The organism is Mucilaginibacter sp. UR6-1 (genome assembly GCF_020880975.1).
Lineage (GTDB): Bacteria > Bacteroidota > Bacteroidia > Sphingobacteriales > Sphingobacteriaceae > Mucilaginibacter.
On sequence record NZ_JAJIWP010000004.1, the window covers coordinates 32929 to 45814 of the forward strand.

Below are 12886 nucleotides of genomic sequence, written 5' to 3' on the forward strand. Positions count from 1 at the left end.
GTAATTACTTTTTTGTTAGCTTTAGTGCTTAGCTAACCTCCTGAAACAATGAAAAAAACTTTAATGGCATTGTGCCTTGCAGGCACTATCGCCGCGTGCAATCAACCGGGCAGTAAAAACTCCGGCTCGTTATCCGCAGACAAGAACACGAAGCTTAACCAAATTTTTGATAACTATTACGAGGCGTACCTGAAGCTCGACCCGCTTACGGCAACCTATATCGGCGATCCGCGATATAACGGCGAGCTGCCTAATACTTTGTCTACAGATTATCTCAAAAAATCAGAAAGCTTTTACAAAGCCTACCTCGACAGTGTAAAAACCTTTAACCGCGATGAATTAAGCGATAATGATAAATTATCCTACGATATTTTTGTGTATGAGGCGCAAACCGCGCTGGATGGTTTTAAGCATCATCTGGAATATCTGCCTTTTAACCAAATGTTCGCACTGCCGCTAACTATCGGTCAGTTTGGCTCGGGTGGCGCGGCACAGCCATTTAAAACCGTTAAGGATTATAACGACTGGCTAAAAAGGCTCGGCGCGTTTTCGGTTTGGGCTGATACCGCCATCGCTAATTTTGACAAGGGTATTAAAACCGGTGTGGTATTACCCAAATCACTGGTGGTAAAAATGATACCGCAAATGGAGAGCTTCGTGGTAACATCGCCCGAAAAAAGCTTGTTTTATGACCCGATAAAAAACCTTCCTAAAGATATAGCCAAAGGCGACGCCGACAAACTTACTGCCGATTACAAGAAAACCATTATGGAAGTGGCCGTACCTGCTTATAAAAAGCTGGCTGTGTATCTTAAAAACAACTACCTGCCGCATACCCGCAGCACCTCGGGCCTTTCGGCAGTAACGGATGGCGCGGCCAAATACGCCTACCTGGTAAAGCAGCAAACATCAACCAACAGAACGCCGGAGCAGATCTATCAAACAGGCCTTAGTGAAGTGGCACGTATAAAAGGACAGATGGACAGTATTAAAACACTGGTTGGTTTTAAGGGCAACATGCAGGCGTTTTTTGATTATATGAGAAACGATAAAAAATTTATGCCGTACAAAACGCCGAAGGAAGTGCTCGACGCATTTGAGAACATCCACCAGCGCATGAAGCCTAACCTGAAAAAGATGTTTAGCCACGAGCCTAAAACACCGTTCGTGATCAAGCAGACCGAGGCTTTCCGTGCGGCATCAGCCAGTGCCGAATACAACCCCGGATCGGCAGATGGTAAACGCCCCGGCATTTTCTATGTACCGATACTGGATGCCAAAACATTCAACGTAACATCGGGCATGGAATCGCTGTTTTTACACGAGGCCATACCGGGCCACCATTACCAGATATCGCTCACTTTTGAAAATAACGACCTGCCAAAGTTCCGCCGCTTTTTGGTGTTTGAAAACGCTTATGCCGAAGGATGGGCGCTGTATTGCGAATCATTAGGTAAGGAATTAGGCCTGTATACCGACCCTTACCAGCACATGGGTGCTTTGGGTGATGAGATGCACCGCGCCATCAGGCTGGTGGTTGATGTGGCCATACACACCAAGGGCATGACCCGCGAGCAGGCCATCAAATATATGATGGATAACGAGGCCATCAGCGAGCAGGGTGCTACTGCCGAAATTGAGCGCTACATGGGCATACCCGCACAGGCATTAGGCTACAAAACCGGCGCGCTTAAAATACGCGAACTGCGTACCCGGTATGAAAAGCAATTGGGCAGCAAATTCAATATTTCGGAATTTCATAACCAGGTACTCAAGGATGGCGGCATGCCCCTCAGCGTACTCGAAACTAAAATGGATGCCTGGGCTGCCAAACAATAAAAGCAGAAAGCCACCTTTACCGGGTGGCTTTTTTGTTTTTATACTTTGATGATGATCTTACGCTTATAAAGCACCCACATTATTACCCATATCAGCAGCACCCAAAACAGGGCCATAGCCAGCGAGGCATTTAATGGCGACAGATAAGGGTCGAACAATATTTTATTCAGGTTAAGCTTGCCCATGTAGTGCGGTATATACATGGATAGCACATAGGCCGTAATAGCATTCACCCCGAACGGAATAAAAAAGCCGGTAAAACGGGTACGGCCATTCACATCTATCAGCCAGTAACTTATGCCGAGGGCAATGGTGGCCAGCCCGCCGGTATACAGCACGAATGAGCTTGTCCATAATGATTTATTGATCGGAAAAAACAGATCCCATATCAGCGCCAGCACTACGGCCGCTACGCCATAGGTAAGCATCCAGGTTACCTTAACGCTATCGTCGGTATTTTTTTGTTTAAGCCACGAGCCTACCCTGATGCCGAACAAGCCGGTAGCAATGGCGGGCAGGGTCCCTAACAATCCCTCCGGGTCCCAGGTGCGCGATTGGCTCCACAAGTGATTTTCAGTAAATACCAAACGATCTATCCAGGCACCAAAATTGGTTTCGGGCTCCAGGTTGGCCGGGCCGTGGCCAGGTACCGGTATAAAACACATAATGATGTAATAACCGATTAATGACAGCGCGAAAACCCAATCGCGCGTACGCTGCGAAGTTTTAATATACAGCACCGTACAGATAAAAAACACTACTGCTATGCGCTGCAACACGCCAGGTATACGCATGGTAGCCAAACCCGGATGAAACAGCAGGTGCGTACCTAAACTGATGATGATGAGTACAGCCATGCGGCGCAATGCCGTCAGTATCATTTTGCCATGATTGGCCGGATCAGCCTTTTTACTTTCCATCGCGAAAACAATAGACACCCCTACAATGAACAAAAAGAATGGAAAGATCAGATCGGTTGGCGTGCACCCATTCCATTTGGAATGTTCAAGCGGGGGGTAAATGTACTCCCAGCTACCGGGATTGTTTACCAGTATCATGGCGGCAACGGTAGCACCACGAAACACATCGAGCGATAAAAGGCGTTTTGGAATGGGCTGGCTCATCTGAATAGTTTATGCTCAAACATAAAAAAATAGCGCTTAAAAACACCGATTATAATAACTTTGATAACATGGCACTTAACCGCAATATGCAGCAATTACTCCGCATCGCCCAAAAGGATGAACGGCTGGGCATCGGCCTCATGTCGGGTACCTCGCTTGATGGGCTGGACATTGCCCTGTGCCGCTTTACCGGGCATGGTATGCAAACACAGTTTGAGTTGCTGAACTTTATAACCATCCCTTACAATGATTATTTTAAGGGCGAGGTAAGGCAGGTATTTGCCAAACGCAATGCCGACCTGGAAAAGCTCGCCTTACTTAACGCTTACATTGGTAATTACCATGCCGCCCTTATATTACAGGCACTTGAGGAGTGGCAAATTAAACCTGTGGAGGTGGATTACATTGCCAGCCATGGCCAAACCGTGTATCATGCCCCGGCAAGGCAACACCGGCAGCCCGGTTACCCTAATGCTACCCTGCAAATTGGCGACGGCGACCATATCGCGATAAAAACAGGCATCATTACCATCAGCGATTTCAGGCAGAAACACATTGCCGGCGGCGGTGAAGGTGCACCTTTGGCTTTATATGGCGATGTTTTATTAGGCAGCAAACCGGGTGAAAACCGCCTGCTGCTGAATATAGGCGGTATAGCCAATGCTACATGGCTGCCGGCATCCCAAAACTTAAATGAGGTTTTCAGTACCGATATAGGGCCCGGCAATACCATTATTGATGCCGCCTGCAAAAAGTATTTTGATATGCCTTTTGACAGGGATGGGGAGATAGCGCAGGCGGGCACTGTGGACAAGGCTTTGCTGGATATCTTATTGGAACATCCTTTCTTTAATCAGCAGCTCCCTAAAACTACCGGCCCGGAGGTGTTTAATCTCGCCCTGGCAGAAAATATAATGGCCGGGCAAGGAACACCGTACATTCGCCCGGCCGACCTTATCGCGACCTTAACGGCATTTACTGGCGAAAGCATTGTTAGATTTGTAAACACTTACGTAAGTACTTACGTAAACATCTACACAAGTGGCGGCGGGGCAAGTAACCCGGCAATAACTGCTTATCTGCAAAAGCACCTCAAACAAGCCGCTATATTAAACACAATGGCATTAGGCATTAACCCTGATGCGAAGGAAGCCATATTATTCGCCATGTTAGGTAATGAGGCTTTGGCCGGTGAGCTTGTGGCAATAGGTAATAATCCGGCTGTGTTGATGGGTAAATTCAGCCTGCCTTATTGAGTATAGCTGTAAAGCCGTTCAAACAGGCCCGGATAATTGGTTACTATACCGTCGGCATCAATAACCAGTTCGGCACTAAAGCTACCATCTGCATTTTCAAACTTGTAAGTACGCTCATCAATACAAGTATAAACCTGTTTTTCGGCTGTAAAATTTCGTTCCAGCACATCAAAATACAACACTTCAATTTGAGTTGTTTGGCCGGGTTGCAGCTTTAAGCGGTTTATGGGCAAACTGTTGGTAAAAGGTGTCATGGTAATATCTACATCAACACAATCACAATGCACCGGTTCGGGCGAATTACCGCCCAGCCAGCCTACTGGCATTTTTACAAAATGCCAGCTAAGCGGCATATTATCAGTAACACATTCAATATAAACCTCTTTGGCATTCCAACCACTATCAAGCAATAGCGAATAGTTAACTTCAAACGGCAGATCGTTCACCATACCGCCAATTGTTGATGACACGGCTATATCAGCCGTGGTAGCGGTAACCAGGCAATGCTCAACCGAGCTATAGTCTGCAATGCGTTTCCATATAACTACTTTCTCTTCCATTACACATTTATAAACGCAAACAGCCCGAACTTGTTTATGGTTCGGGCTGCTAATCAATAATTTATAACAAGCGTTTATTTAAACACGGTAGTAAGCTTGTTGTCCATGTTTATATAGTCGATCAGTATTTGTCCGGCTTCAGCCTTAATAAAATCCAGATCCTCGTTGCGCGGCTTGGTTTGGCCTTTCTTCAAAGCCGGTAAACCAAGGGCTACACGGCGCTGGTTGTTACGGGTAAAGCTTTTTTGCTCGTCGGTTTCACGCTCTTTTTTAAGCTTTTCTTCGTTCAGCGTTACTGTGGTTTCGGCATCGGCTTTTTTAAAGTCGGCAATATCTTCAAGCAGGTATTTATAACTCGCGCTTTGTGCCATACGCTGCTCGTGTTGTTTTTTAAGCTGTGGTATCACGGTAGCAAAATCGCCAACCTTAGCGTATGTACTTTTTGCAATCACATCATAAGGCAGGGCCGATGGCTCGGTATCCTCACCATATTTATCCATCGGTATAACCGAAGGGAAGCTGATATCAGGCATTACCCCTTTGTGCTGGGTTGATGCGCCGCTGATACGGTAAAACTTAGCAACCGTAAGGTTAAGCTGACCGTATTTATTTTGGCTGCCCGTACCCTGCGTTTTGGTTTTACCGGCAATTGATGATATTTTTTCGCTCAATGTGGTTGTGATCACCTTATCCAGATTAATGGCGCTTTGTACAGTACCCTTACCATAAGTTTGTGTACCGGCTATCAGGCCACGGCCATAATCCTGTATGGCACCCGCAAATATCTCTGATGCCGACGCGCTGAAACGGTCAACCGCTACCAGTAACGGGCCGCTGTAAGTAATATCCGGATCTTCATCCTTATCAACCTCGATCTGGTTACGGGCATCTTTAACCTGTACTACCGGACCATCTTTAATAAATAGGCCTGTAAGCTCAATAGCTTCGGTTAACGAGCCGCCACCGTTTTGGCGAAGGTCAATAACCACACCGTCCACTTTTTGCTGTTTCAGAGTATCTAAAATCAGCTTAACATCGCGGGTGGTGCTTTTGTAGTTGGGATTGCCTGAACGGTAATCATCAAAATCCAGGTAAAATGCCGGGATAGAAATAATGCCTATCTTAAAGGTTTTACCATTTTGGTTATATGTTTTTATTTCCTTTTTGGCCGATTGATCTTTCAGGATGATCTTTTCGCGTACCATCTCCACAATTTTTGGCTTGCTGCCTGTTGCGGCACCCGCAGGTAATATTTCCAGGCGTACAACGGTACCTTTAGTGCCGCGTATAATAGCTATGGCATTTTCAATACGCCAGCCTATTATATTTTGAAACTCGCCTGTTTTACCTTGCGCTACGCCAACAATACGGTCGTCAACACTTATCTGCTTGCTTTTATCAGCCGGCCCACCGGGTACAATGGTTTTAATGGTAACGTACTCATTCTCTGATTGCAGCGAAGCACCGATACCCTGTACCGAGCGCGACATTTCGATATTGAAGTTAGCCGCGTTTGATGGGGTGAAGTAATTGGTATGCGGATCTACAGCCTCGGTAAATGAATCCATAAATATCTGGAACACATCCGAGTTTGATAGTTTGTTTGATTGCGACAGCAGGTTTTGATAACGCTTGCGCAGTGTTTCCTTATTTTTGGCCATATCCTTATTAGCCAGTTTAAGGTTAAGCAGATCATACTTTACACGGCCGCTCCAAAGCTTGTCAAGCTCATCCTCTGATGCTATCCAGGGCAGGCTGTCGCGCTCGTAAGTAAAGCTCTCATTCTTGGTATAATCAAAGTTGGTATTGATCTGTTTGATAGAATAGTTGATGCGCTCGTTGTACCGTTTTTGGTATACATTAAAAATATAGAATACGTTATTAAGGTTACCCGCCTTCATGTCATCATCAAGCATCAGCCTGAATTTTTCAAATTCCTTAACATCCGTTGCCAGCAGGTAATTGTGGTTGCCATCAAGCGCTTTTATGTAACGGTCAAATATCACCCCTGAGATCGAATCATTCAGGTCGATCTTCTTGTAATTGTATTTGGTAACCATTTCGGTTACATTTTGCAGCACGATTGATTGCTGTTCATCAGGCTGCAGATCATTAGAGCCAGCTACTTTTATTGGTTTTGATGGAGAGGCCTGGCAAGCGAGCGCAGCGCTGATCACCAACACAGCATATAATTTCTTAAACATATCTTTTACCGTTTTTAGGTCGGGGTTTTTAACCAACATCAATACTTGTGCCTTTTTATAAATTACTAATGTAAAAAAAGACAGCCATTCAGGCTGTCCTATTTCATAAACTATTGAATAACAATAATACGATATTGTTTGATTTCTATTGTAATTGATGCCTGAAATTACCCTTTTGTTACAAAGCGCTTAAACTATTTCGATTTGTTTTCAGGCTCAGGCAGTTCGGCGTATTTAAGTTCAGCCTTGGGTGCCGAGTTGCTTACATCTTTTATGGATAGTATCTTTTTATCAACCTCAACACTCTCGCTGCGCCAGCCGCGGGCGTTGGCAATGCCGCGTGCCTCAATCAAATCCTCGCGGGCAAGACTTACTTCGCCCATATCAATTTTTACGGCAGCTAATGACAGCAGGTTTAAAAAGGTATGCCTGTCATCATTTTGGCGGCGGGCAATCAGGTTGCTCTGCAATAAAAACCATTTGGCTTCTGACAGGCGGTTGAGCTCCATATACACCCTTGCCAGGTCGCTAAAGTTATAGCTGGCAATATTGTACTCGCGAAAGCGCATGTTGTGCTGAGCCGTTTTCATGAAACGCATTTCGGCCTGCGTTAAATCGTAATAACTACGCAGCTTAAAAGCCTTAACAGGTCTGGCCGCCACCTGCGCCGAGCCTAATATGTAATTTTTATTAAATGAGTAGTTTTTTACATGCGCCAACTGCGGGTAACGCTTATGTTTTAACGGGCCGATACGCCACCACTGTGCCGAGGCCGAGAGGCCGGTAAAACATAAAAAAACAAATAAAAAATATTTCATGCAATGCTTTGTAGCGGATTTACAATGGTTTAAACAAATCAAATATAAAACTAATTAGCAGATAAACAATAGCTTGCGCCTTTTACTCAAACACTTCAACATCACCATCATGCAGGGCCCAAACCATATAAGGGTGGGTATCATCGTGGTAAATATCGCCATTGGCTGCAATGGCTATTATACCCGCGAAACCATTATACGGCTCCAGCTCGTTCAAGGTTTTGTCTGACGCGGCGTGCAGTGTAAAACCATCCGTTACACGGGTAACTATTTTGGCGGCTATGGCCCCGCTCACAATATCCTCGCCCACACCGGTGCATGATACACCCGCGTAGGCATTGGCATAATTGCCCGCCGCGGTTGCTGAATCACTAACCCGGCCGGGTATTTCAAAGCCCTTGCCCCCGGTTGAGGTGGCCGCGGCAATATTGCCATAAACATCAAGCGCTACGCAACCTACCGTACCCAGGCGAATGGAATCGCTCAGCTTTTTCTCATATTCTTTACGGCGCTGAGGTATCTCGGGGTTATGGTATTTAACACCGTTCTCACGGGCAAAATCAAGCGCGCCCTTACCGCTCAGCACACGGTCATCATAAGCCATCAGTTTTTCGGCAATGCAGATAGGATTTTTAACATCCTCAATGTTGATTACGCCCGAAAATCGCTGGGTTTTACCATCCATCAGCGAGGCGCTGAGGCGTATTTTACCGTCGCTTTGTATCTGTGAGCCGGTGCCTGCATTAAAAAGGTCGCAATCCTCCAGCAAACTAACGGTATATACTACGGTTTCTAACGAGGTATGTGTTTCAAGGTACCTGTACCCTGCCTGCACAATCTCCCTTAAAGCATTTTGCTTGGCCTGCTTAACCTCCTGGTTGGTTTGCGATTCGCTAAAGAAGCCGCCGTGAATGATCAGTTTCATTGTTAGATGTTTAATTGAATGGTTTACTAAGTGAATATTTGGCCACCTTTCAATCATTCAGGCATTTAACGCAAATATGTTTGGTTTATGATTAGGTACTCGCACCCTTTGACATGCTCAGGGCGACAAGCCTTATTTTTGTTCTCTCTTTCATGCTGAGCCTGTCGAACCATTGGCAAAGCGATAATCATTGCGTTCAATCCTTCGACAGGCTCAGGATGACAGGGTTGTTTCCTTATTTTATCTGCACATCTTCATATCCGCACATTTGCACATTCACTTGTCATGGTGAGCTTGTCGAACCTTAGCAAAGCGATGAACAAAGCGTTCAATCCTTCGACAGGCTCAGGATGACAGGGCTATTCACCAATCACCGCCCTACTGCAGATCGTCATTATCCGGAATGTTCAAAAACACACCTTCTTCTATCTTCACTGCTTTTTTAATCAGCATACGGTGCTGGTGCAACTCATATTTATCAAATATCGACATCACGTGCACCTTTAGGTTCTCGATAGATACCGGGTCACCTATCTCCACATCGTAAATATTGGTTTCAACAATATTTTTGCCATCCACCAAAATAATAAGGCCTGAGCCGATGGCTTCCATTACGTTACCTTCGCTTACCAGCAGGCCGGCATCCTCGCCTAAACCAATACCCAGTATGCCCGGGTTGCTGGCCACGGCATAAAATAACCTGCCTATGCGGCCGCGTTGTACAAAGTGGGTATCAACAATAACGCCGTCAATAAAACCCAATCCGGCGGTTATCTGCACTTCGCCTTTTATTAGCGCCTCATTGCTTTGGCCGCGGTAGATCATGTGCGTTGATGCCGCCGCCGCGCCTGCCGATGTACCGGCAATAACAAAATGCTCCTTATGATAACGTTGTTTCAGTATCTGCAAAAATTGGGTTCCGCCAAAAATAGCGGTTAGCCTTAGCTGGTCGCCGCCGCTAAACATCACCACATCGGCTTTGCGTATACGGTCGAGATAGTCCGGATTAGCGGCATCCTCCCGGCTTTTAATATGCAGCACGTTAACATGCTCAACATTTAATTGTCCGAAAGCCTTAATGTACTCCTCGCCTACCAGCTCGGGTATTTGCGAGGCTGTAGTAATTACCTCCACTACCGAGGCCTCGTGCTTGGCCGATTCGGTAATGATACGCCTGAGAATGCCCTTTTCAAAAAACTTGATATAATCAGGCTGTAATATATGTTCCTGGGCGCTTACGTTACTGCCCATATCAACCGCTCCGCCTATTATTACTAATTTTCCTTTCGGGACATCCATACTAATTTACCTCCGTTTTATACAAATTAAGATAAAATAGCGCTAAATCAAGTAGTTTAATTAAAAATTGTGTGCTAATAAACATTAAAAATTTTATTGCGTTGTTAGGTTTCAGTAGCTTTAAACACAAATATATCACCCGGCATTTACTATATGAAAATTGAGAATATACAGGTTTTACGCGGCCCTAACATCTGGAGCATCAGCCGTAAAAAATTAATTCAAATGCGGCTCGACCTTGAAGACCTGGAACACCGCCCCACCAATAAAATAGATGGCTTTTATGAGCGCATTAAGGCGCTGCTACCCTCCATGTACGATCACCGCTGCTCGCCGGGTGTACCGGGCGGTTTTTTTGAGCGGGTAATAGCGGGCACCTGGATGGGGCACGTTATTGAGCACATCGCCCTTGAATTACAAACACTTGCCGGCATGGATACAGGGTTTGGCCGTACCCGCCAAACCAAAACACCGGGCGTATATAACGTAGTATTTAATTACATTGAAGAAAAAGTAGGCATTTACGCTGCCGAAGCTGCCGTACGCATTGCCGAAGCACTTATTGCCGGGCATGAGTACAACCTGGAAGCCGACATTCAGAAACTGCGCGAGATACGCGAGCAAACCCGCCTTGGGCCAAGCACCGGGTCAATAGTTGAAGAAGCCATCAGCAGGGATATACCATGGATCAGGCTCAACAACCAATCGCTGGTGCAGTTGGGTTATGGTAAAAACCAAGTACGCATACGTGCCACCATGACCGAGCAAACCAGCAGCATTGCCGTTGACATTGCCAGTAATAAAGAGGAAACCAAGCGCCTGTTGCAGGAGCAGGCCATCCCCGTTGCCAAAGGCATGACCATCTCCTCAACCGACCAGATTGATGAAGTGATAAAACGTGTGGGCTTTCCGCTGGTGTTTAAACCGCTGGATGGCAACCACGGCCGGGGCATCAGCATTAATATAAAAACCCGTGAGGATGCCGTAGCCGCTTATGAACACGCCGCCCGCATTTCGCGCAGGGTTATTGTGGAGCGCTACATTACCGGTTATGATTTTCGTGTGCTGGTTATTGATAACAAAATGGTGGCTGCCGCGCTGCGCGTACCCGCCCATGTTAAAGGCGACGGTACATTAACCATACAACAGCTTATTGATAAAGAGAACAGCGACCCGCGCCGCGGCTACGGGCACGAAAATGTGCTGACTGAAATTACCGTTGACCGCGATACGCTCGATCTGCTCGAAAAAAAGAATTATACGTTAGACAGCATACCGGCCGAGGGTGAACAGGTTTTCCTGAAATCAACCGCTAATTTGAGCACCGGCGGTACATCTATTGATGTTACCGACCACGTACACCCGCAAAACATATTTTATGCCGAGCGTATAAGTAAAATTATCGGCCTGGATATTTGCGGTATCGATATTATGGCCGAAAACCTGACCGAGCCCCTGCCCCATACCGGTGGCGTGGTGCTGGAGGTAAACGCCGCGCCGGGTTTCAGGATGCACGTTGCCCCAAGCGAGGGCTTGCCGCGCAACGTGGCCGGCCATGTGCTGGATATGCTTTATCCGCCGGGTAAATCGGCACGTATACCTATTATTGCAGTTACCGGCACCAATGGTAAAACCACTACAACACGCCTCATAGCGCATGTTGTAAAAAACAATCGCCGCCGCGTGGGTTATACCACCAGCGATGGCATTTACGTGCAAAATACCATGCTGATGAAGGGCGATACCACCGGCCCTGTAAGCACCGAATTTATACTGAAAGACCCTACCGTTGATTTTGCCGTACTTGAAACCGCGCGCGGCGGCATATTACGCTCGGGCCTGGGTTTTAGCCGTTGCGATATCGGCGTGATCACCAACATACAGGAGGATCATTTGGGCTTGGCCGATATTCATAACCTCGACGACCTTACCCGTGTAAAAAGCGTTATTATCGATTCGGTAAAAAAAGACGGATGGGGTGTGCTTAATGCCGATAATCCTTACTGCGTGCGTATTGGTAAAAAAGCCCGCTGCAACATTGCCTACTTTAGCCGCAATGAGGATAACCCTGTTATTAAAGAACATTGCAAACGCGGCGGCATTGCCTGCGTGCACGAGAACGGCTTTATCACCATTATAAAAGGCGACTGGAAGATACGTGTTGAACGTACCATTGCCATACCGCTAACCTTTGGCGGCACCGTGCCTTTTATGATAGATAATGTGATGGCCGCCACGCTGGCTACCTTTTTATGGGGCTTTAAAACGGAGGATATTCGTATATCACTAAGCACGTTCATCCCGTCGGCAGCGCAAACACCGGGGCGTATGAATGTTTTTGATTTTAAGGATTTCCGTTTTATGGTTGATTTTGCGCATAACCCGGATGGCTACAATGGTGTACGTGAGTTTTTAAGCCATGTTGATTCACCTTACAAGATAGGCCTCATCTCCGGCACGGGCGACCGCCGCGATGATGACCTGCGCGAGCTTGGCCGCATTGCCGCTACCATGTTTGACCATGTGGTACTGCGCCAGGAAAATCACCTCCGCGGCCGAACCAAAGAAAACATCATCGGTTTAATGACTGAGGGAATGCTGGAAGTAAAACCCGATATATCATACGAAGTGATTACGCATAGCAATGTTAAATCGGTTGAGTATGTAATAGGCCTTGCAAAACCCGGCGCCTTTATAACCACCCTGAGCGATGCTGTTGACGGTGCTATAGAGATTGTGCAAACATTCCAGGAAAAGGAAAGGGATCAGGGGATAAATTGATTCCCCCTTTTAATCCTCCCCGAGCGGGAGGACTAAAAAATTGTAATTTAGAACGAGGTGTGAGGAGAAATCTGTCGCTT

Annotated in this window: 9 protein-coding genes; 3 read left to right on the plus strand and 6 right to left on the minus strand. The window is 46.4% G+C overall.

Features of this window, described 5'->3' with window-relative positions; all coding sequences use genetic code 11:
• Window positions 1-48: 48 nt before the first annotated feature.
• Window positions 49-1839, plus strand: a complete 1791-nt coding sequence (locus LJ707_RS15405) for a DUF885 family protein (RefSeq protein ID WP_228952628.1) — start codon at window positions 49-51, stop codon at window positions 1837-1839.
• 38 nt (window positions 1840-1877) lie between these two features.
• Here LJ707_RS15405 and LJ707_RS15410 read toward each other — a convergent pair whose 3' ends face one another.
• Window positions 1878-2963: an acyltransferase family protein gene (locus LJ707_RS15410; protein ID WP_228952630.1), complete on the minus strand. Its 1086-nt coding sequence runs from the start codon at window positions 2961-2963 to the stop codon at window positions 1878-1880.
• Window positions 2964-2974: 11 nt separating this feature from the next.
• Here LJ707_RS15410 and LJ707_RS15415 point away from each other — a divergent pair, with 11 nt between their 5' ends.
• Complete coding sequence (locus LJ707_RS15415) at window positions 2975-4219, plus strand: anhydro-N-acetylmuramic acid kinase (protein WP_228952631.1); 1245 nt, start codon at window positions 2975-2977, stop codon at window positions 4217-4219.
• Here LJ707_RS15415 and LJ707_RS15420 read toward each other — a convergent pair.
• The 5 genes from LJ707_RS15420 to LJ707_RS15440 form a co-directional block, all read right to left on the minus strand.
• A complete protein-coding gene (locus LJ707_RS15420; protein WP_228952632.1) occupies window positions 4213-4779 on the minus strand; it encodes a putative glycolipid-binding domain-containing protein in 567 nt (188 codons plus the stop codon). The genes LJ707_RS15415 and LJ707_RS15420 overlap by 7 nt on opposite strands.
• Window positions 4780-4853: 74 nt before the next feature.
• Window positions 4854-6983, minus strand: a complete 2130-nt coding sequence (locus tag LJ707_RS15425) for a carboxy terminal-processing peptidase (RefSeq protein ID WP_228952633.1) — start codon at window positions 6981-6983, stop codon at window positions 4854-4856.
• 194 nt (window positions 6984-7177) lie between these two features.
• Window positions 7178-7801: a hypothetical protein gene (locus LJ707_RS15430; RefSeq protein WP_228952634.1), complete on the minus strand. Its 624-nt coding sequence runs from the start codon at window positions 7799-7801 to the stop codon at window positions 7178-7180.
• An 82-nt stretch (window positions 7802-7883) separates the two neighbouring features.
• A complete protein-coding gene (locus LJ707_RS15435; protein WP_228952640.1) occupies window positions 7884-8726 on the minus strand; it encodes an isoaspartyl peptidase/L-asparaginase in 843 nt (280 codons plus the stop codon).
• Between the two features lie 378 nt (window positions 8727-9104).
• Window positions 9105-10025 carry a cyanophycinase gene (locus LJ707_RS15440; protein ID WP_228952642.1) on the minus strand — a complete coding sequence of 307 codons (921 nt, stop codon included), beginning with the start codon at window positions 10023-10025 and terminating at the stop codon, window positions 9105-9107.
• 153 nt (window positions 10026-10178) lie between these two features.
• Here LJ707_RS15440 and cphA point away from each other — a divergent pair, with 153 nt between their 5' ends.
• Entirely contained in the window at window positions 10179-12806 is a 2628-nt protein-coding gene (gene cphA / locus LJ707_RS15445) for a cyanophycin synthetase (protein ID WP_228952644.1), read from the plus strand.
• Window positions 12807-12886 lie beyond the last annotated feature (80 nt).